Annotated in this window: 21 protein-coding genes and 3 pseudogenes; 18 read left to right on the top strand and 6 right to left on the bottom strand. The window is 53.4% G+C overall.

Features of this window, described 5'->3' with window-relative positions; genetic code table 11:
- Positions 1–173 precede the first annotated feature (173 nt).
- The 3 genes from exbB to ACLW56_RS16910 all read left to right on the top strand — a co-directional run bounded on the left by exbB (position 174) and on the right by ACLW56_RS16910 (position 3,069).
- Positions 174–905: a tol-pal system-associated acyl-CoA thioesterase gene (gene exbB / locus ACLW56_RS16920; protein WP_330984905.1), complete on the top strand. Its 732-nt coding sequence runs from the start codon at positions 174–176 to the stop codon at positions 903–905.
- A gap of 6 nt (positions 906–911) precedes the next feature.
- Positions 912–1,337, top strand: a complete 426-nt coding sequence (gene exbD, locus ACLW56_RS16915; protein WP_330984904.1) for a TonB system transport protein ExbD — start codon at positions 912–914, stop codon at positions 1,335–1,337.
- A 277-nt stretch (positions 1,338–1,614) separates the two neighbouring features.
- Positions 1,615–3,069 (top strand): methyl-accepting chemotaxis protein, encoded by a 1,455-nt coding sequence (locus ACLW56_RS16910; RefSeq protein WP_330984903.1) that lies wholly within the window; start codon positions 1,615–1,617, stop codon positions 3,067–3,069.
- Here the strand turns inward: ACLW56_RS16910 and ACLW56_RS16905 are convergent, their stop codons facing one another.
- Both ACLW56_RS16905 and ACLW56_RS16900 read right to left on the bottom strand, forming a co-directional pair.
- Positions 3,070–3,498 (bottom strand): cytoplasmic protein, encoded by a 429-nt coding sequence (locus ACLW56_RS16905; protein WP_330984902.1) that lies wholly within the window; start codon positions 3,496–3,498, stop codon positions 3,070–3,072.
- A 3-nt stretch (positions 3,499–3,501) separates the two neighbouring features.
- Positions 3,502–3,906, bottom strand: a complete 405-nt coding sequence (locus tag ACLW56_RS16900) for a hypothetical protein (RefSeq protein WP_330984901.1) — start codon at positions 3,904–3,906, stop codon at positions 3,502–3,504.
- Between the two features lie 102 nt (positions 3,907–4,008).
- Here ACLW56_RS16900 and ACLW56_RS16895 point away from each other — a divergent pair, with 102 nt between their 5' ends.
- Positions 4,009–4,512: an ESA_00282 family adhesion-associated protein gene (locus ACLW56_RS16895; RefSeq protein ID WP_330984900.1), complete on the top strand. Its 504-nt coding sequence runs from the start codon at positions 4,009–4,011 to the stop codon at positions 4,510–4,512.
- Here ACLW56_RS16895 and ACLW56_RS16890 read toward each other — a convergent pair.
- The 4 genes and pseudogenes from ACLW56_RS16890 to yghU form a co-directional block, all read right to left on the bottom strand.
- Positions 4,479–4,721, bottom strand: coding sequence for a hypothetical protein (locus ACLW56_RS16890; protein WP_330984966.1), 243 nt, complete (start codon positions 4,719–4,721; stop codon positions 4,479–4,481). The two genes, ACLW56_RS16895 and ACLW56_RS16890, sit on opposite strands and share 34 nt — an antisense overlap.
- A 16-nt stretch (positions 4,722–4,737) precedes the next feature.
- Complete coding sequence (locus tag ACLW56_RS16885) at positions 4,738–4,863, bottom strand: hypothetical protein (protein ID WP_330984965.1); 126 nt, start codon at positions 4,861–4,863, stop codon at positions 4,738–4,740.
- Between the two features lie 49 nt (positions 4,864–4,912).
- Positions 4,913–5,104: pseudogene (locus ACLW56_RS16880) on the bottom strand (PAS domain-containing protein); the annotation flags it as partial.
- A gap of 128 nt (positions 5,105–5,232) precedes the next feature.
- Positions 5,233–6,102, bottom strand: a complete 870-nt coding sequence (gene yghU, locus ACLW56_RS16875; protein WP_330984899.1) for a glutathione-dependent disulfide-bond oxidoreductase — start codon at positions 6,100–6,102, stop codon at positions 5,233–5,235.
- Positions 6,103–6,353: 251 nt separating this feature from the next.
- Between yghU and ACLW56_RS16870 the strand changes: the two genes are divergently transcribed.
- From ACLW56_RS16870 to hcp, 14 genes and pseudogenes are all read left to right on the top strand, one after another.
- Positions 6,354–7,946: an ABC transporter substrate-binding protein gene (locus ACLW56_RS16870; protein WP_330984898.1), complete on the top strand. Its 1,593-nt coding sequence runs from the start codon at positions 6,354–6,356 to the stop codon at positions 7,944–7,946.
- Positions 7,947–8,091: 145 nt separating this feature from the next.
- A complete protein-coding gene (locus tag ACLW56_RS16865; RefSeq protein ID WP_330984964.1) occupies positions 8,092–9,036 on the top strand; it encodes an ABC transporter permease in 945 nt (314 codons plus the stop codon).
- A 6-nt stretch (positions 9,037–9,042) separates the two neighbouring features.
- Positions 9,043–9,888 (top strand): ABC transporter permease, encoded by an 846-nt coding sequence (locus ACLW56_RS16860; RefSeq protein WP_330984897.1) that lies wholly within the window; start codon positions 9,043–9,045, stop codon positions 9,886–9,888.
- Positions 9,881–10,858: an ABC transporter ATP-binding protein gene (locus ACLW56_RS16855; protein ID WP_330984896.1), complete on the top strand. Its 978-nt coding sequence runs from the start codon at positions 9,881–9,883 to the stop codon at positions 10,856–10,858. The genes ACLW56_RS16860 and ACLW56_RS16855 overlap by 8 nt, the downstream gene beginning before the upstream one ends.
- Positions 10,855–11,826 carry an ABC transporter ATP-binding protein gene (locus ACLW56_RS16850; RefSeq protein ID WP_330984895.1) on the top strand — a complete coding sequence of 324 codons (972 nt, stop codon included), beginning with the start codon at positions 10,855–10,857 and terminating at the stop codon, positions 11,824–11,826. Before ACLW56_RS16855 ends, ACLW56_RS16850 begins: the two co-directional genes overlap by 4 nt.
- Before the next feature lie 77 nt (positions 11,827–11,903).
- Positions 11,904–12,269: pseudogene (locus ACLW56_RS16845) on the top strand (aldehyde dehydrogenase family protein); the annotation flags it as partial.
- Between the two features lie 175 nt (positions 12,270–12,444).
- Positions 12,445–14,307, top strand: a complete 1,863-nt coding sequence (gss, locus tag ACLW56_RS16840; RefSeq protein WP_330984894.1) for a bifunctional glutathionylspermidine amidase/synthase — start codon at positions 12,445–12,447, stop codon at positions 14,305–14,307.
- 38 nt (positions 14,308–14,345) lie between these two features.
- Complete coding sequence (locus ACLW56_RS16835) at positions 14,346–14,498, top strand: hypothetical protein (protein ID WP_330984893.1); 153 nt, start codon at positions 14,346–14,348, stop codon at positions 14,496–14,498.
- Between the two features lie 537 nt (positions 14,499–15,035).
- A complete protein-coding gene (tssB, locus tag ACLW56_RS16830) occupies positions 15,036–15,533 on the top strand; it encodes a type VI secretion system contractile sheath small subunit (protein WP_330984892.1) in 498 nt (165 codons plus the stop codon).
- Between the two features lie 36 nt (positions 15,534–15,569).
- On the top strand, positions 15,570–17,120 hold the full coding sequence (tssC, locus tag ACLW56_RS16825; protein WP_330984891.1) for a type VI secretion system contractile sheath large subunit: 1,551 nt from the start codon (positions 15,570–15,572) through the stop codon (positions 17,118–17,120).
- Positions 17,121–17,137: 17 nt separating this feature from the next.
- Complete coding sequence (gene tssK, locus ACLW56_RS16820) at positions 17,138–18,478, top strand: type VI secretion system baseplate subunit TssK (RefSeq protein ID WP_330984889.1); 1,341 nt, start codon at positions 17,138–17,140, stop codon at positions 18,476–18,478.
- A complete protein-coding gene (gene tssL / locus ACLW56_RS16815) occupies positions 18,475–19,164 on the top strand; it encodes a type VI secretion system protein TssL, short form (protein ID WP_330984888.1) in 690 nt (229 codons plus the stop codon). Before tssK ends, tssL begins: the two co-directional genes overlap by 4 nt.
- Positions 19,161–20,864, top strand: coding sequence for an OmpA family protein (locus ACLW56_RS16810; RefSeq protein WP_330984887.1), 1,704 nt, complete (start codon positions 19,161–19,163; stop codon positions 20,862–20,864). The genes tssL and ACLW56_RS16810 overlap by 4 nt, the downstream gene beginning before the upstream one ends.
- A 13-nt stretch (positions 20,865–20,877) precedes the next feature.
- Positions 20,878–21,078 (top strand): annotated as a pseudogene (hcp, locus tag ACLW56_RS16805) (type VI secretion system effector Hcp); the annotation flags it as partial.

Raw genomic sequence — 21,078 nt, 5'->3', positions numbered from 1 at the left:
TAAAGCAGAAAATTTTGCCATCACGCCACTAAGCCTCTTTTTACTGCGTAAGCGCAATGAAAAGTAGCCATGATTGCGTCAGTATGTAAATAGTAATGAGAACGACTATCAATTCGACGACGTTTTGATATCATTACGCTCAGATTTTGTGATTTAGATCCTGGAGATACAGAGTGGGTAATAATTTGATGCAGGCGGATCTCTCCGTTTGGGGTATGTATCATCATGCCGACATCGTAGTGAAGGTGGTTATGATCGGCCTGATTCTGGCATCGGTCGTCACCTGGGCCATCTTCTTCAGCAAAAGCACCGAACTGTTAACGCAAAAGCGCCGCCTCAAGCGCGAACAGCAGCTGTTAGCTGAAGCACGTTCACTGAACCAGGCGTCTGACATTGCCTCTTCTTTCCAGGCCAAAAGCCTCAGCACGTTACTGATTAATGAAGCGCAGAACGAGCTGGAACTCTCTGCGGGTGCCGAAGATAACGAAGGCATTAAAGAGCGTACCGGTTTCCGTCTGGAGCGTCGCGTTGCCGCTGCGGGTCGTCACATGGGCCGCGGCAATGGTTATCTGGCGACTATCGGCGCTATCTCCCCGTTTGTCGGTCTGTTCGGTACCGTTTGGGGTATCATGAACAGCTTCATCGGCATCGCTCAAACCCAGACCACCAACCTCGCTGTCGTCGCACCGGGTATCGCCGAAGCGTTGCTGGCAACCGCGATCGGCCTGTTTGCCGCTATTCCGGCGGTCGTTATCTACAACATCTTTGCTCGAATGATTGGCAGCCAAAAAGCGCTGCTGGGCGATGTGGCCGCACAGGTTCTGCTGCTGCAAAGCCGAGACCTCGACCTCAATGCCAGCGGTTCACAGCCGGTACGTACCGCCCAGAAATTACGGGTAGGGTGAGAGCCAATGGCAATGCGTCTCAACGAAAATCTGGACGATAACGGCGAAATGCATGAAATCAACGTGACGCCGTTTATCGACGTCATGCTGGTTTTGCTGATCATCTTCATGGTGGCCGCGCCGCTCGCGACCGTGGACGTGAAAGTGAATTTACCTGCCTCATCCAGCCAGCCGCAGCCGCGCCCGGAAAAGCCTGTTTACCTGACCGTTAAAGCGGATAACAGCATGTTCCTCGGCAACGATCCGGTGAGCGACGAGACGATGGTGAACGCCATTAGCTCGCTGACTGAAGGTAAGAAAGACACCACCATCTTCTTCCGCGCGGATAAAACCGTGAACTACGAAACGATGATGAAAGTGATGGATACGCTGCATCAGGCCGGGTATCTGAAGATTGGCCTGGTGGGTGAAGAACAGGCCGCGGCAAAATAATGCCCCGTTATTGAAAAGAACCGGCTCGGCTCTGTGCCGGTTTTTTTATGCCGCAGAAAACGCTGACCAAAGGCGACTTACCCGAGCGTTACGTCGCCCAAAACAGAACCGCTATCTTACTGATATATCATGTTTTTATGATTTTACCTTCGCAGGCAAAATAGTGGGTTTCGCTACTGGCGCATGCCTTAAATCTCTCTACGCTTAGTCAGGAACATTATAAAAAAAGCACCGTGAAAACGGGGCGTTACCTACCTGCACAGCATGGGAGTCCCTTATGGCCCTCACGACGTTATTCGGCTCAACTTCAGCTTCACGTGACCTCATTTCCCTTTCCGCCATTCGCCGCCGGGCAGACCGCCTGATTCTGGCGCTGGTCTGGATCTTGTGGGCGATTACCGTGGTCTTTGGGTTACTCACAGCACAAATGATCGTGGCACTGGTTGTCGCTTCTTTGCTGGCTGTACTCAGCACGGTTTCGTGTTTACTGTTACCTGGCAAACTGGCGACCCGCCTGCTGCTGGCCTTTATTCTGATGGCCTATTCTGCGCTGCTCATTCAATTGGGCGCGGGAGGGACGGAATACCACTTTTCCGTTTTTGTGTTGCTCTCTGCGTTACTGGCCTGGCGTGACTGGAAGCCACTGGTAGCTGGGGCTGCGGTGATTGCCGTTCATCATCTGCTCTTCAATTACCTGCAGGCTAACGATCTGTTTGGCATTGTGGTTTTTGAGATGGGGCCGGGCATTCATATGGTGCTGATGCATGCGGTTTTCGTGGTCGTGCAGACGATTATCCTGGTGCTGATGGCGTTGCGGATGGAGCAGGATGCGCGTTCTGCCAGTGAAGTGGCAAAGCTGGCTTCGGTTATCAACCGCGAGCCAGGGTGCCTGACGCTGACCACAGAACATCAGGCCAGCCACTCTGGCTTCGCCAAAACATTCAGCCTGACGCTCGATACCATGCGCAGCACATTGATGCAGGTGAGTCACAGCGTCTCGCAGATGCTGGAAGATGCTCACACATTACTGCTGCGAAATACCTCGCTCTCAGAACGGACGGACAATCAGGCGCAATCACTGGCGGTGGCGGCTTGCGCGATGGAACAGTTGGCGGGGGCTGCGGTGCAAACCAGTGAGAAAGCCAATGAAGCGCGCGGGCTTGCGCTTCAGGCGAGCAATGTCGCCCTGCAGGGTGGCGAAAGCATTCGCGCGGCGATGGCGTCGATGGTGCATATCCGCGATGAATCTTTGCGGATTAATGGCATTCTCGAACTGATTGATGGCATTGCGTTCCAGACCAATATTTTATCGTTGAATGCGTCAGTGGAGGCGGCACGAGCGGGCGTGCATGGCAAAGGATTTGCGGTTGTCGCCGCTGAAGTTCGTACGCTGGCGTTGCGCTGTGAGAGCGCGGCGAAAGACATCCGCCAGTTGATAGCGGCGTCGGTTGAAAGTACTCAGCAGGGCGCAAATCAGGTCGAGCAGGCGGGGAAAACCATGCAGGTGATGATCGGCAGTATCGACAGCCTGCTCACGCTGGTCGAAGCGTTGTCATTGATGAGCGAACAGCAACGGGCCAGCATTCTGCAAATTAACGGCAGCATTGCGAGCATCGATGCCAGCGTGCAGGAAAACGTGCAGCACGTGGCGCAGACGATGCAGGTGGCGCAGCAGCAGCAAAGGCAAACCGGGGAGCTGAAGACCGCGATTTCGGTCTTCAGGCTGGTGTGATCAGCGAGGTTTTTCTGGCGTCGGCGGAGTTTCTTCCGGCGCCACAATGTTAACGCTGGCGGTGCGACAGTTACCGTCAGCGAGCTTTCTGGAAAGGCGTAAGGTGGCGACTTCACGCGCCAGCACATGCTGGTAGCTGGCTTCTATGTGGGCCAGAATTTTCTCTTTTAGCTGCGGATTGCGGGTGATGATTTCCGCCAGTGCCGCGCCGTAAATTTCTTCTTTTACCTGGAAGGCATAAATCTCGCGGCGATACTGCCACTTCATGCGAACCAGCGAGGCCGGGATCGAGGTCAGGGCTTTGGCAATCTCCTCGATGACGGCATTCTTCTCATTTTTCAGGGCCTGAAGATTATGCTGCAGAATGACGGCATCGCTTTTTTGGTTATCTAAAGTCAATCTGACGGTATAATCATCGGGATCTTTCATTATTTACTCAGCCTGGAAATCGTAAAAAAGCGATGTTGTTTTTTCACGCGTAATCAAATTAAGCCAAATTTTATTTCCGGCTTCATTAATTTTCTCGGTTTGCTCGGCAATAATTTGACTTAATTCCTGACTGTCAATTTCCGCTTCCACTTGCAAATCGTTAAGCACCCGCGCATAGGCTTCGATTTTGGCAACCCGAAACAGCCTGTCCTTTATATGACGATCGCGTTCTTCCAGCAGCATATTGCGTGACTGGCCGTTACGACCCGGCACCGCTAATATATCGGCCTCATAATTTTCGAGCGATATCTTGCCCTGGGCTAAATCGGCATCATTTTCTGCTTCCCCGGTAGTCGGCTCCGTATTGGCAATATGAAAGCGGGCCGGGATCAGCGATTCGGGTATCATGGCTGATGTCCTTTTAGTTCAACAAGATAAGGGTAATAAGGGTGTGAGGTTCGTTGACAATATCATGGCATAATTTTAAAATCAAAAAAAATGGAGTCCACCATGAACAGTATTATCTATTTTGTTATAGTACTGCTATTACTGACGGCTGTTATTCTATTCGTTATCTCTGGTCTGTTTAAAAAAGAGGGTGTGGAAGAAAAAACGCCACCTCAGTCAGTAAAACCCATGAGTAAAGAAGAAGGTGAAGACCATTTTTCGATGCTGATGAATGCGATAACGCCCGTGTGGTACTGGCGGGTTAACCACGAATATATTGACTTCCTGCATGCGACAATTAAGCGCATGAATATTGCGGATTTAAATGCCACCGAGGGGTTATTTGAGGCTCAGCGTCGTTGCAGCGATCTCAATTCAGCGGTGTATAAATATTATGACAATATAAAGAAACGCTGCCTGAACGGGGAGAAAGTGCCTCGCGGCGATTTGGATGTGCTCAACCTTCAGCAGTGTTTCCGTGAATTTAGCCTCAATGCCTACCCGGCACTGGTGGCCCTGGTATGGCCGGAGTTTCAGCGTCCGGTGGTGGACCCGCTGGAGGTTTGAGTTTTACGCCGGGCGGCACTGCTGTATGACCGGATAATACACTGAGCTTTCCGGTCATAGTACGCAAGCGTCATCCCGTTAAAGACGATGGCCTCAAGGCCATCGTCAGATTGCTGACAAAGAAGGAAAAAGCGTGGTTTTTCCTTCTTTGTGGTGAGCAGCCGAAAATCAATGAATTGATTTTCCTTATTTTTTGTTCTGCCACCCATGACAAAACGGTATTCGTTAGAGGTTTGTCATCAGTCTCACGATGGCCTCAAGGCCATCGTCTTCCTCCTCCATCATGATGTATTCCCCGATGAGTGCTTCGCTCAGGAACACACTCTTGCCGGTGTGCTTTATCTGATACATCGAAGTATCTGCGCGAAGCCGTGCTCCACTAAAATCATCCTCTTCATACCAGCACCCATGTGATGGTGCCGTTGCTGTGCAGCATCCGGTGCAGGGCTTCATAATACGGCGCTTTGCCGTCGAGATGATCGTAAAACGCGTCCAGCACCCGCAGCTTGTCTTCCGGATGCAGGTGTTCGCGCCAGACTTCGAAATTCGCGCTCAATGCTTTCGGCTGATAACCAGGCATCGCCCCCCTGCGGGCGATTTCAGACATTTATGCGCCATATGTCAGGGTTGGATATATTCATAATAATAATATATTGGCGTGTAAATATCGTGCGAGAGAAAAGTGACCGGACGAGGGCGTCCGGTCGGATTAGGAAGGGGTTATCCCTGGCGTTTATCTTCGGTGTTGGTGTCGAAGTCACTCGCCGCATGGCGCTCATGCAGCTGTTCGTTCAGCGGCCCCTGCGCGCGGTTAACAATTCGGCCACGTTTGACGGCCGGACGGTTGCCGATATCCTGCGCCCAACGCAGAACATTTTTATAACTGTTCGCATCGAGGAATTCAGCAGCGTTATACACCGCGCCCAGCACCACATTGCCGTACCACGGCCAGATCGCCATATCTGCAATGCTGTACTCTTCGCCTGCCACGTAGCGATTTTTCGCCAGTTGTTTATCCAGCACATCGAGTTGACGTTTGGCTTCCATCGTGAAGCGATCAATCGCGTACTCAATCTTCACCGGTGCGTAGTTATAGAAGTGGCCGAACCCGCCGCCGAGGAACGGGGCTGCGCCCTGCAACCAGAACAGCCAGTTCAACGCTTCGGTGCGCCCGGCCGGATCTTTTGGCAGGAAGTGGCCAAATTTCTCAGCCAGATACAGCAGGATCGAACCGGATTCAAACACGCGCAGCGGTGGCGTGACGGAATGATCGCTCAGCGCGGGGATCTTTGAGTTGGGGTTGACGTCGACAAAGCCGCTGGAGAACTGATCGCCTTCGCCAATGCGGATCATCCACGCATCGTATTCGGCGCCCGTGACGCCCAGCGCCAGCAACTCTTCCAGCATGATAGTCACTTTCTGCCCGTTCGGCGTACCGAGGGAATAAAGCTGCAAAGGATGGGTGCCAACCGGCAGCGCTTTGTCATGCGTCGGGCCAGACACCGGACGGTTGATGTTGGCGAACGCGCCGCCGTTGTTGTTTTGCTTCCACTCCCAGACTTTCGGAGGCTGATAATTAGAGTCAGACATATGAGTACCTGGTTTGTTGGTTGAAGTATTGACCGAGTGTAGCAGGTGATGCTTGTCAGCTTTAACATTCAGAGGCGTGATAAGGCTAACGGCTTATTTTAAAAACATCTTATAGAGATCAGTTTGGATATAAGCTTAAACGAAAATCGCATTTCAGTTTGTGCGGGAATCTCTCCACTATGCCCTGAGTCCTGCGCACTTTCGCAGAGCAAAAAATAATAAATCCTTTGATGGCAAGGAGTTAGTCTGGTATGCGCAAGTTGGTCTTTTCCGCCGCGATGATGTCGCTGGCACTCGGTCTCGCAGGCTGCGACGACGCTAAAAATAATGACACCGCCAATGCCCCGGCCGCGAATCAAAATGCCGCGCCAAAAGACGGTGGCTCCCTGATTATCGGCATTACCTCCGGCGACCCGCTGGCGGTGAACCCCATTTACGCCAGCGACCGCACCACACTGACCATTATGCAGGCGCTGTACGCCCCGCTCTTTAGCTACAACAACGGCAAAATTGAGTGGGGTCTGGCAGAAAGCCTGACGCCTTCCGCTGACAACCTGAGCTACACCCTGAAGCTGAAACCGAACCTCAAATGGCAGGACGGCCAGCCGCTGACCGCCGATGACGTAGTGTTTACCTTCAACAAACTGCTGGATGACAAACAGCACAGCTTCTTCCGCAGCATGTTCATGTTTGGCGGCAAGCCGGTACAGGTCAGCAAAGTCGACGATTTGACGGTCAAATTTACCCTGCCGCAGGTGAGCGCCGCGTTTGTCGGCACGTTAGTGCAGATCTATCCGATCCCACAGCATGTGTTCGCTAACGAAAGCGATCTGGAAAAGAGCAGCAAGAACGATGCGCCAGTGGGTTCCGGGCCGTTCAAATTTAAAGAGTATCGCGCAGGGCAGTATTACTCTCTGACGCGTTTTGATGATTACTGGAACGGCAAACCGAAGCTGGATTCCGTCACCTACCGTTTCGCGAAAGACAGCAATTCTGCCAATCTTGCGCTGCAAAACGGTGAGATTAACATGAAGATGGTTGATCCGCAGGATGTGTCTCGCCTGAAAAACACCGGCAAATTCGACTTCGTGGTGTATCCGGAAGGGCGTCTGGCTTACATGACCTTCAACCAGAACGTGCCGGTGATGCAGAGTAAAGATCTGCGTCAGGCCATCGCTTATGCCATCAACAAAGACGATCTGGTGACCACGGCGTTTACCTCGCAGGATTACGCTAAACCGGCAACTTCGTTCCTGACGCCAGACACGCTGTATCATTCTGACGATGTTGATCAGTACAAATTCGACCTGCAAAAAGCCAAAGATCTGCTGAAAGCATCCGGCGCACCTGCTGATCTGAAACTGCGTCTGGCTTACGTCAACACCAACAAAACCCAGGAGAGCATGGGCCTCTATATTCAGCAGCAGCTGAAGGCGCTCGGAGTGAACGTTGAGTTGATGCCGCTGGATTCTAACGCGATGTCACAGCGTAGCCTCGACATGAAAAACACCGCCTGGGATCTGAACCTCGGGGGTTACATCATGGGCCCGGAGCCGGATGGCTATAAGTCGCTGTTTATGAGCAACGAAGCGTATAACTATGCGCACTATAAAAATCCGCAGTTCGATGCCCTTTGGGATCAAGGCGCTGTGGAGACCGATGCGACCAAACGCGCGGCAATTTACAAACAAATCCAGCAGACAGTGGCGACCGACATGACCTATTACCCGATTGCCTACACCAACGCGACTGTCGCCGTCGATAAGCGTTTTGGCGGCACTCAGGAAGCTGAACCGAAACCGGTGTATATGTTCCAGGACTTGTCGAAAATCTACCAAAAATAAAAATCTGTGCCGGGAAATCCCCTCTCCCTAACCCTCTCCCAAAGGGAGAGGGAACTGTTCGGTTTTCTCCCTCTCCCTCGGGGAGAGGGCAGGGGAGAGGGGGAAAACACACCGTGCATTTTGTAAAGGGAATGTCGTGAATCCAATGCTCCTGCGTCGGCTGCTGCAACTGCTGCCGATGCTTTTCTTTATCTCGCTGGTGGCGTTTCTGCTGGTGAAACTTGCGCCCGGCGATCCGGTGCAGGCGTATGTCACGCCGCGAATGGCGCCGGAGGATATCGAGCGTATCCGCCACAGCCTCGGGCTCGATCAGCCACTCACTACCCAGTATTTCTTATGGCTGAAAAACGTCTTTCGTGGCGATCTCGGTTATTCGCTTATCTATCATCGCCCGGTACTGGAGATGATCGCCGAACGCATTCCGGCCACGCTTGGCTTGATGGGCGCGTCGTTGATTCTGGCGATTCTGCTCGCCGTGCCGCTGGGTCTGTTGGCGGGCGCGTTTAAGCACCGCTGGCTCGATCACTTCCTTAATCTGTTTGCCTATATCGGGATATCGGTGCCGATTTTCTGGTTTGGCATCTTGCTGATTACCGTCTTTGCTGTGCAGTTAAACTGGCTGCCGAGCATGGGGATGCGCACCATTGGGGTGGAAGATAATTGGCTGGACGTGGTGCGCCACGGCATTCTGCCGTGCATCGCGTTAACCTTTTACAACCTCTCCAACTACGTGCGTTATGTGCGCTCAAACACCATCAGCCAGCTTTCCGCGGATTACGTGCAGACGCAGCTCGCTTATGGCGCGACGTACCGCACCATCCTGTTTCGCCATGTGCTGAAAAACGTGCTGTTGCCGGTGATCACGCTGTTTGGTTTGTCCTTTGGGGAGCTGATTGTCGGGGCGTATGTGACCGAAAGCGTGTTCTCCTGGCCGGGGATGGGCTTGCTGGGCATCCAGGCGATCACCTCGCTGGATTACCCGTTGATCATGGCGATCATTCTGCTGTCGTCGCTGATGCTGATCGTCGGCAATTTAGTGGCGGATCTGCTGTATCGCTTCGCCGATCCCCGTATTCGTACTTTGAGGTAACCGACGATGAGCAGACGCTGGCAAAACGTTCGCCACCAGCTACGCCGCAATCGTCCGGCGCAGTTCTCGCTTTTGGTGTTGTTTATTTTTATTCTCGCGGCGTTATCCGCGGGATTGAGCCCTTACGATCCTGATCAAATGTCGCTTGCCGCTCGTATGCTGCCACCTGATGCCGCGCACTGGTTTGGCACCGATGAATACGGGCGTGATTATTTAACCCGCGCACTGTACGGCGGGCAGATTTCATTGATGGTTGGGTTTTTAGTGATGCTGTTTTCCACCCTGATTGGCACGCTGGTCGGTACGCTCAGCGGCTATTTTGGCGGCTGGATCGATAACCTGATGATGCGCCTGGTTGATATCCTGCTGGCGATCCCGGCTTTCTTCCTGCTGCTGGTGCTCAACGCGTACCTCAAGCCGGGCGTGGAAAGCATCATCCTGATTATCAGCCTGCTGACGTGGATGAACATGTCGCGCATGATCCGCGCTGAAACGCTGACGGTGAAAGAGTGCGAATACGTGCTGTACGCTCGCGCATCCGGTGAGCATCCTTTGCGGATCATCGTGCGGCACATTATTCCAGGTGTGCTGCCCACTATCATCGTGGCCGCCACGCTGAACATCGCTTCGGCCATTTTGATGGAGTCTACGCTCAGCTTCCTCGGACTTGGTGTGCAGCAACCTGCCGCTTCCTGGGGAAGCATGCTCAACAACGCTCAGTCGTACATCGGGGAAGCCTCATGGCTGGCGATGTTCCCGGGCATTCTTATCCTGCTGACGGTGTTCAGTTTTAACGTGCTGGGCGATGTGTTTCGTACCGCCTTTGAGCCGGGAGCAAATCGCGATGCATAAGTTACTGGAACTTGAGGAACTGAAAACGTCCTTCTTTACCCGCGAAGGCGAAGTGCATTCGGTGCGCGGCGTTAGCTTCGCGCTGCAATCGGGTGAGCTGGTCGGCATCGTCGGGGAATCGGGCTGCGGCAAAAGCGTGACCTGCAAATCGGTGATTCAACTGCTGGGCAACAACGGCAAAATTACTGGTGGGCGCGTGCAGTTTCGCGGAGAAGATCTGGCCCGGAAAACGGCGGAGCAGATGCGCCGTATTCGCGGCAACGACATCGCGATGATTTTCCAGGACCCGATGACGGCGCTGAATCCGGTGCTGACCATTGGTCGTCAGATGACGGAAATCCTGATCCGCAATAAAGGGCTGAGTAAGCGCGAGGCCAAAACCAAAGCTATTGAGATGCTTGGTCGCGTGGGCATTGCCGATGCAGAACGTCGCTTCGATCAGTACCCGCATGAATTCAGCGGCGGGATGCGCCAGCGCGTGATGATTGCGATCGCGCTGTCGTGCGACCCGGAACTGCTGATTGCCGATGAGCCAACCACGGCGCTGGATGTCACTATTCAGGCGCAAATCTTGCGTTTGCTGAAAACCTTACAGCAGGAAACCGGCACCGCCATTCTGCTTATCACCCATGACCTCGGCGTGGTGGCGCAGGTTTGCAGTCGGGTGGTGGTGATGTACGGCGGCCTGGTGATGGAAGAGGGCAGTGTCGAAGATATTTTCTGGCGGCCTGCACATCCTTATACGCGTGGATTATTGGCCTCGCTGCCACGTGCGGACGATCCGGATCATCGCCTTTCCCCGATTGAAGGTGCGCCGCCGGGGTTGCTGAACCCGCCAGTCGGTTGTCCGTTTGCCGAACGCTGCCCGCAGCGGATGCCGCAATGCGACAAACAACCTCCTTTTTACTCACGTGGCGAAGGCCATCGAACGGCTTGCTGGCTATGGCAGGATAAGGAGCATCAGGCATGAGCAACGCACCGTTAATCAGCGTTCGCGAGCTGCGAAAGCATTACGCCCTGAACGGCGGCTGGCTACGCAAAGGTAAAGCCGTCAAAGCGGTAGATGGCGTCAGCTTCGATATTTTACCGGGCGAAACGTTCGGGCTGGTCGGTGAATCCGGCTGTGGGAAATCAACGCTCGGTCGCGCCATTTTGCGTCTGTTCGATGTGACTTCTGGTGAGATTACGTTTGACGGGCAAGAGATTGCTCATGCTTCAGAGAAAACGCTCAAGCCGCTGCGGCGCAGGATGCAGGCGATTTTCCAGGACCCGTATTCCTCGCTCAATCCCGGAATGACGGTACAGCAACTGGTCGCCGAGCCGATGAACATTCACGGCTACAGCGCACAGGCACAGCGCGAACGGGCCGAAGAGCTGCTTTATAAAGTTGGGCTTAAGCAGGAGCATTTGCAGCGCTTCCCGCATGAATTCAGCGGCGGTCAGCGCCAGCGCATTAGCATTGCGCGTGCGTTGTCGGTTCGCCCGGAGTTTGTGCTGTGCGACGAACCGCTGTCGGCGCTGGACGTGTCAGTTCAGGCTCAGGTGGTGAATATTCTGCAAGATTTGCAGCAGGAGCTGGGGCTGACTTACCTGTTTATCGCCCATGATCTGTCGATGGTGCGGCATATTTCCAGCCGTATCGGGGTGATGTATCTCGGTAAGCTGGTGGAAGTTGCCGAGGCAGGTGAGCTGTACACGCATCCTGCGCATCCTTACACCAGAGCGCTTCTGGCTTCCGTGCCACAGCCTGATCCGCATGTGCGTCATCTGGAAGTTGGCGGCCTGAAAGGGGATATTCCGGGCCCAACGGCAGACATGAGCGGCTGTCGTTTTTGCAGCCGTTGCCCACACGCGATGCCGGTTTGTCAGCAGCAGGAACCGCCAATGCAGGAAATTGCCCCGCGTCATTTTGCCGCTTGCTGGTTGTTTAAGGTGTAAGGGGAAATCTGCCCGGTGGCGGCTTGCGCCTTACCGGGCCTACAATGATCGCGTAGGCCGGGTTAGCGCAGCGCCACCCGGCTGGGCTGGAACAAGGCTGGTTCGTGAAACCGACGGTGTTTGTCGGGCACAATCAGATGCGCATTGCGCGTGAGGAAATTTTTGGCCCGGTGCTGGTGGTGATCCCTTATGACGATGAAGCCCAGGCGCTGGCGATTGCCAACGACACCCCTTATGGCCTGAGCGCGCTGGTGCTGAGTGGCAGCCGCGAACGCGGTGTTCAACTGGCGCAGCAGATTGACTCCGGCCGCGTGATGGTCAACACCCTGGCGCATGAACCGAAAGCCCCGTTTGGTGGTTTTAAACAGTCCGGTCTCGGCCGTGAGATGGGCAAGTGGGGCATGATGGCTTATCTGGAAGCCAAAACATTGATGGTGGGATAAGCGTTTAGCGCGCCGGGCAACACGTTGTTTACCCGGCGTATTGTCGTTTCGATTATCGATAGCGTGAGGTGTATGATTAAGCCACTTATGCCTGATAGAGGGCAAGGTGCAGACGACGATAACCGCACGTCAAACAGCCGCCTGCTTCCGTGAACTGAATAATTAGGTTGGAAGAATGAGTACAGGTATGTCCAGCAGTGATGCTCCTTTTGGAACGTTGTTAGGTTATGCGCCGGGTGGCGTGGCGATTTACTCCTCGAATTACAGCAGCCTGGGTGATGACTTCTCCCACGGTGATGCCTCCTTTCGAAGCTATATCGACAATGAATACATGGGCCACAAATGGCAGTGCGTGGAGTTTGCCCGCCGCTTCCTGTTTTTGACCTACGGTTTTGTCTTCACCGATGTCGGTATGGCGTATGAAATTTTCTCGTTGCGCTTTTTGCGCCAGGTGGTGAACGACAATCTGCTGCCGCTTCAGGCCTTTGCGAACGGCTCAAAGCGTAAGCTGACCGCGGGCGCACTGCTTATCTGGCAGAAAGGCGGGGAATTTAACGAGACCGGACATGTAGCGGTGATCACCCAGCTTATCGGCGATAAAGTCCGTGTGGCTGAGCAAAACGTGATTCATCATCCGTTGCCGCCGGGCCAGCAGTGGACGCGCGAACTGACGCTGGTCGTCAAAGAGGGCTGCTACGCCATTGAAGACACCTTCGCGGACACCACTATTCTCGGCTGGATGATCCAGACTGACGACACCGAGCACAGCCTGCCGCAGCCAGCTTTGCCGGGTAAAGCGTTGAACATTCAGGGTGCACACCTGGAAAACAAAGGTCAGTTCGACGGCAAATGGCTGAACGAGCAGGAGCCGCTGCAGGCGGCTTATGTTCGCGCCAACGGGCACTTTATCAATAAAGATCCGTGCCAGTATTTTACCATTACGGAATGTGCCGAACAGGAGCTGATTAAAGCCACCAACGAGCTGCACCTGATGTATCTGCACGCTACCGATAAAGTCATGAGAGATGACAATCTGCTGGCGTTGTTTGATATCCCGAAAATTCTCTGGCCGCGTCTGCGTCTTTCCTGGCAGCGTCGTCGTCACGATATGATCACCGGGCGTATGGATTTCTGCATGGATGAGCGCGGGCTGAAGGTGTACGAATACAACGCCGATTCTGCCTCCTGTCATACCGAAGGTGGGCTGATCCTGGAGCAATGGGCGAAAACGGGGTATCAAGGGAAAGGCTTTAATCCGTCCGAAGAGTTGCTCAGTGAATTGATTGGTGCCTGGAAGCACAGCTCTGCCCGTCCGTTTGTGCATATCATGCAGGACAAAGATCTTGAGGAGAACTATCACGCTCGCTTTATGCAACGGGCGCTGACGGATGCGGGCTTTGAAAGCAAAATTCTGTATGGTCTGGATGAGTTGCGCTGGGATGCCGCCGGGCAGCTGATCGACGGTGATGGGCGAGCGGTCAACTGCGTCTGGAAAACCTGGGCATGGGAAACCGCGATTGAGCAGGTGCGTGAGGTCAGCGAAACTGAATTTGCTGCGGTGCCAATCCGTACCGGGCATCCGCAAAATGACGTTCGCCTGATTGACGTGCTGCTGCGCCCGGAAGTGATGGTGTTCGAGCCGCTGTGGACTGTGGTGCCGGGCAACAAAGCCATTTTGCCGGTCCTGTGGCAGCTCTTCCCACACCACCGTTATTTGTTGGATACCGACTTTGAAGTGAACGAGGAACTGGCGAAAACGGGCTATGCGGTGAAACCCATTTCCGGGCGCTGCGGCAGTAATATCGACCTGGTGAGCCACGACGAGGAACTGCTGGATCAAAGCTCCGGTAAATTTGTCGACCGCAAAAACATCTATCAGCAGCTGTGGTGTTTGCCGAACGTGGATGGGAAGTACATCCAGGTGTGCACCTTTACCGTTGGCGGCAATTATGGCGGCACCTGCCTGCGTGGCGATGACTCGCTGGTGATTAAAAAAGAGAGTGATATTGAGCCATTGATGGTGGAAAAAACGCGCTGAGTCTTTACTGCCGGGCGAGGGAACTTGCCCGGTAAAAAGTGACGTTGATCTCATTTTTCTTCACGGGGTTGTATCTTAACGCCCTGAACCCGGCGAACAGCCTTCTCTCCACCTCCATGGCGTATCAACGTTCGCTGGTGATGTCTCTGCTGGGGTCATCTTCGCTATTTGATTTGAAAAACACCGCTTAAGATCGGTTTTTTATCTTTGAAATAATATCAAACATCTGAAATAAAAATTCTTAATAGAGTTTCGGGTCGATATAAGAATTTTCCGCTAAACGACATTTTTTAGGGGTAATTATAGTTACTTTTAACATTCTCATCCCATTATTATCTCTGCCGGTTCATTTTTTTTATTGTCTCTTTTGGGACTTGCATAAAATCATTGTTAATGAATTCTTCAATGGCGGTGGGTTTTGTGAAAATACATATATTCACTATATCTATTGATTCTGTGTTAATGATTTGTTTTTGTTATGATTTGTTGAATGGTCTTTCAAATGCATTTAAAAAGGGTTTTCAATATTTAGTAATTAACCTGTGCTTAAGTCTGTGACTGAATTATTTAAGTGCTGGTAAACTAAATATATTTAAAAGCGTGGACATTTCTCTCTGTCTATTTACTCGCTATACATTAAGTGATAAATATTAAGGCTCCCAATCTAGATCCTTTTGTACCTGCATGGACGATGTCAGGTGCCCACTTATATATCACAGAGGCGAATTATGGCGGATTCATTCCAGTCTGAGATTCCTAAAGCACGCGTTAACATTAAACTTGATTTGCATACTGGCGGCGCCCAGAAGAAAGTAGAACTCCCTCTTAAGATCCTGACGGTCGGTGACTTCAGTAACGGAAAATCCGAAGGCACGCTGTCTGAACGTGAAAAAATCAACATCAACAAAAATAACTTCAATAGCGTGCTGGCCGACCTGACGCCGGAAGTTAACCTCACCGTGAAAAACACCCTCGCCAATGACGGTACCGAAGAAAATATCCACCTCCAGTTCCAGGAGATGAAAGACTTCGAGCCAGAACAGGTTGCCCGTCAGATCCCACAGCTGCGCGCGATGCTGGCGATGCGTAATTTGCTGCGTGATTTAAAATCCAACTTACTGGATAACGTTACTTTCCGGAAAGAGCTGGAAAAGATTCTGAAAGACCCTTCCCTCAGCGATGAGCTGCGCAACGAGCTTAATGCGCTCGCCCCGTCCCAGGATTAATTACTGAAAACTTTTAACGGAATAAATACGAGTAAAATGCTTATGTCTCTTAATAATGAATCCCAGGTTCAGGCTGGCGGCGCAACCGTAGAAAAAACGTTACCGCAGGGCGGGGTGTATGCCTCACTGTTCGAGAAAATTAATTTAACCCCAGTATCAAAACTGGGTGAGCTGGACGGCTTCCAGGATAATAACGTGATGGCGGAAACCTCTGCTGATGCGCGAGTTACCGCCGCTGTTCAGGTCTTTATGCAGTGTCTGAAAAAATCCGGCCAGGCTGTCGAAAAGCTCGATAAAACTCTGCTGGATCACCATATCGCTGAACTCGATTTCCAGATTAGCCGTCAGCTCGACGAAGTCATGCACAATGAAGAGTTCCAGAAAGTGGAATCTATCTGGCGTGGCCTGAAGTCGCTGGTCGACAAAACTGACTTCCGTCAAAACGTGAAACTGGAAATTCTGGACCTGTCGAAAGACGAACTGCGCCAGGACTTCGAAGATTCCCCGGAAATCATTCAGAGCGGTCTGTACAAGCAAACCTACATCGCTGAATACGACACCCCGGGCGGTGAGCCGATTGGCGCGATTATCTCTGCTTACGAATTCGATGCGTCTGCACAGGACGTTGCGCTGATGCGTAATCTGTCCAAAGTGTCTGCCGCGGCACACATGCCGTTTATCGGCTCTGCTGGCCCGAAATTCTTCCTCAAAGACAGCATGGAAGAAGTGGCGGCCATCAAAGACATCGGCAACTACTTCGACCGTGCCGAGTACATCAAGTGGAAATCCTTCCGCGAGACCGATGACTCTCGCTATATCGGTCTGGTGATGCCGCGCGTACTGGCTCGTCTGCCCTATGGCCCGGACACCGTACCGGTACGTAGCTTCAACTACGTCGAAGAAGTGAAAGGCCCGGATCACGACAAATACCTGTGGACCAACGCCTCGTTCTCGTTTGCGGCGAACATGGTGAAGAGCTTCATCAACAACGGCTGGTGTGTGCAGATTCGTGGCCCACAGGCTGGCGGTGCGGTGAAAGACCTGCCCATCCACCTGTATGACCTCGGCACCGGCAATCAGGTGAAAATCCCGTCCGAAGTGATGATCCCGGAAACCCGCGAATTTGAATTCGCTAACCTCGGCTTCATCCCGCTGTCGTACTACAAAAACCGCGATTACGCGTGCTTCTTCTCGGCAAACTCCACGCAGAAACCAGCCCTGTATGACACCGCAGATGCTACCGCGAACAGCCGTATCAACGCGCGCCTGCCGTACATCTTCCTGCTGTCCCGTATCGCTCACTACCTGAAGCTGATCCAGCGTGAAAACATCGGTACCACCAAAGACCGCCGTCTGCTGGAACTGGAGCTGAACACCTGGGTGCGTGGTCTGGTGACTGAAATGACCGATCCGGGCGACGAGCTGCAGGCTTCCCACCCACTGCGCGACGCGAAAGTGTTGGTTGAAGATATCGAAGACAACCCGGGCTTCTTCCGCGTGAAGCTGTACGCCGTGCCGCACTTCCAGGTGGAAGGGATGGACGTCAACCTGTCACTGGTTTCCCAGATGCCTAAGGCGAAATCGTAACGTAGGGCAGGAAGCCGATGAAAACGGAACAACCGTTATGGGGTCGAGGCGTCATGGTCTCGCCTCAGCACTTCCAGCAACAGGTCGCTTATGCGGCCTGGTCTGCGGAATGCATTGCGCAGATGGGCCTCAATCATCCCTGGGGGGTGATTGAGGCAGCATTTGAACCAGACGCGCTGAAACTTGGTCGTCTGCAGGCTCGTAAGCTGCATGTCCGTTTCCAGGATGGCACGCTGATAGACACGGATAATGCCGAGGCGCTCCCTCCCGCGCTTTCACTTGATGGCGAATCAAAAGACATTGAAGTGGTACTGGCATTGCCGTTGCTGCGTGCTAATGGTGGCAACTGTCTGAAGTCTGATGAAGTGGCTGAGCGTCCGGTTCGTTATCGTCAGCGCTGGCATGATGTGCGTAATCAGTTTGGGGATGACACTCGCCAGATTGCGGTTATGCAGCCAGAACTGACGTTGCGTTTCGCGCATCAGAATAACAGTGACTATCTTACGTGCCCGATCGCGCGGCTACAGCTTGATTCACAGGGTATCTGGACGCCAGACGACGCCTTTTTGCCACCTTTGCTGAGGGTACAAAGTAGTCGCTGGCTGATGGTTCAGCTCGAACAGCTCATGAGCCAGCTTCGCGCTCGTCTGACACGTTTGATGGCAATGCGTCGCGAAAGCAATGAACGAATGGCTGACTTTGCTGTGGCAGACGTTTCTCTGTTCTGGTTGTTAAATGCACTGAACAGCGCCGAGCCCGTTTTAGGCCATTTTCAGCGCTACCCGCAAAGTGCCGTTGAACGGTTATACCCTGAACTGGCGCGGCTGGCGGGAAGCCTTTTAACCTTCTCCCTGGTGCACCAGGTCACTGCAATTCCAGCCTATCAGCACGAACAATTGAACGCGGTCTTTCCGCCGTTGTTCGATTTGCTAAGTGATTTGCTGGAAGCAAGCTTGCCATCAAGGGTGATATCCATTGAGTTGGCGCACGATAAACGGCTGCGTCAGTGGCTTGCGCGTCTCCAGGATCCTCGCCTGCGTGAAGGGGCAGATTATTACCTTTCCGTACGTTCGCACATTCCGGTTGCTCAGTTGCAAGAGCAATTTCCTCGTCAGTGCAAAGTCGGCAGTCCGGACTATGTCACCAGTCTGGTCAATGCCTCGCGTCAGGGGATCCCTCTCAAACCTCTGCGTCACGTTCCTGCTGCTATCCCGCTGCGACTGGAAAATCAGTATTTCTCTCTGGATCTTTCGCATCCGGCTGCACAGGAAATGCTTGAGAGCGGCAATTGCATGTTCTACACCCCGGGCACGCTCGGTGAGCCAGAACTTGAACTTTATGCGGTGCTGAGAACATGAGTGAGAACAAACGCGAAGTAACTACCTCCATTGATATCGACGCGCTTTTGCAGGACACGTGGTTGCAGGTTATCAGTCTTCGTCATGGCCCTCAGTTCAACGAGGGCGAGGGGAGAGTGCTCTGGGATCGCTGTGTTGCAGATGTGGGACGTGTTCAGCAAGCCCTGAAAGAGAAGGGATTGGATGAAGCAAGCTGTCAGCACATCCTCACGGCTCAGTGCGCATTGCTGGATGAAGCGGTGAAAAGCCGTGGCATTCAGGATGACGCCTGTGTTCAGTGGTACGACATTCCTTTGCAAGGGCATTTCCTTGGCACGATGGAAGCAGGCGATACGCTGTGTGATCGCATGCGCGATGTCTTGCGTGAACCCGCTCCGGAGAGCGCAGTGTTGACCTGCTTTGAGCGGGTCATGATGTTGGGCTTCCTTGGAAGTTTTCGTTCTCTGAACGATCCGGAGAGGCAAAAACTCATCAAAGCCCTCAGCGAGCATGTCGGGCCTTTCAGCTATCCACAGACGCACCCAGTCCTGGCAGAAAGCCGTGTCGGGCGTGGAATGGGGAACTGGTTAGCTTCCTGGCCCGTTCGCATTGGTCTCAGCCTCGTGGTGCTTGTCGCATTGTGGTGGGGGCTGAGCCACTGGCTGGATCAGATGCTGGCAACTCTGTTGCCTGAGGCTGTGAAATGAGTTCTGCGCAACACCGCCTCTTAGCGTTGTGGGGCGCGCTACTGAGCGGTGTCGTCTGCCTTGGATTCCTGCCCGTTTCGCGTCTGGTTAGTGTCCTGACTCTTGTTGTTGTCTGGGGGGGGATTGCTACGCTCTGGTATCTGGCCAGCCGCCGTTCAGAGCAAGCATACACGGCACGTCTGGATAATCTGCCAGAGGCGAATTATCGCCAACCGGTCGTGCTGGTGTGCGGCGATTTGCCACAGGCATGGCCAGAACAGTCTCAGGTTCTGACCGTGACCCAGGGCTGTTGGATCCGGGTGGAAGATAATCAGGATGTTGAGCATGTGGCTCGCCAACTGCTGTGGATGCGGCCCGACTGGGGACGTCAGCTTTCGGTGATGGTTAGCATTTGTCCGCAAAAACACGCGGATACTGAAGCGCTGACAAGTCGCTTACTGGCGCTGCGTTGGCAGATAAGCCAGCTCCGACGCGAAACGGGGCATTCAGTTCCTGTGATACTGAATGGTCAGGCTGGCAGCGGAATGATGAACGATATGCTTTGGCAGGCCGCTATCCCTGGCGAAGGAGTCAGTGTCTGGCGTGAGTCATTTGCTCCCAGCTCTATTGCCGCGTGGGTAACGACGGGTGGCTCGATGGCGATGCAGCAACAGGTGCTGATGAACAGCCTGATGACCTGGTTCCATACCCATGTCAAAACGGTGTTCATGGATGAAAATCCAGACATTCCTGCGATCGCGCCAACGGCTGTGCTGTGGGGCATTGGGCCGATACTGGCGGGTAGTCTTTCATCCTCAATCTGGACAGCCTGGCTTTCACGCCATACGGCAATTCAGCACGTTGCAGGGTGGCACCCGGTAGGGACGGACAGCACGGTCATGTCGCTGTTTCCGGACTTTGTGCTGCCGTTGCTTCCCGAAGGCGTAGGCCTGACGCCACGTCAGCGAACCTGGCGCTATGGGTTGTCTATGTTCACGCTGGCAGCCGTAGCTGCGCTTTGCAGCAGTGGCTGGAACAACCGTCAACTGCTGCACAATCTCAGCTTTGATATTCACCACTATGACCGAATTTCGATGGACGATTACGTCCCGAAAGCGGATGCGGTGAACGTGTTACGTCAGGATGCCGCGCAATTGGATCAATGGGCCAGAAATGGCGAGCCGTTGCGAATGAGTCTGGGTCTTTACCAGGGCGAGCGTCTGCGCATGCCTGTTCTGGATGCCGTTCGTTCTTACGTCCCGCCGCCTCCGCCTCCGCCTCCAAAGCCGAAGGAGAAAGTGGTCCCTAAAATTGTCCGCCTCGACAGCATGTCGCTGTTCGATTCTGGCAAGTACGAACTGAAATCAGGCTCCACCAAACTGCTGATTAACTCGCTGGTGGGCATCAAAGCCAAACCAGGCTGGCTGATCGTGGTGGCCGGACACACCGATAACACCGGCAATCCTCAACTGAACCAGACGCTGTCTTTGAAGCGCGCCGCAGCGGTGCGTGACTGGATGCGCGACACCGGTGACGTGCCGGAAAGCTGTTTCGCCGTGCAGGGCTATGGCGAAAGTCGACCTGTCGCAACAAATGACACCACGGAAGGGCGAGCGCTTAACCGCCGTGTCGAAATCAGTCTGGTGCCACAGGCTAACGCCTGCCAGATACCAGGCAAAACCCCAGCGTCATCGCAGGATGATGACGTTTCTCAACACTAATGGAGTAAATCCGATGGCAATTCCAGTTTATCTTTGGCTGAAAGACGACGGCGGTGCGGATATCAAAGGTTCTGTAGACGTGCAGGATCGTGAAGGCAGCATCGAAGTTGTCGCTCAGGAACATAACCTGTACATCCCGACTGACAACAACACCGGCAAACTGACCGGTACCCGTATCCACACCCCGTTCCTGTTCACCAAGGAAATCGACTCG

This window comes from Pantoea sp. sgz302252 (assembly GCF_047713085.1).
In the GTDB taxonomy this organism is placed as follows: domain Bacteria; phylum Pseudomonadota; class Gammaproteobacteria; order Enterobacterales; family Enterobacteriaceae; genus Scandinavium.
The sequence above is the reverse complement of the archived record's forward strand: the minus strand, read 5'-3'. Positions and strand labels throughout refer to the sequence as shown.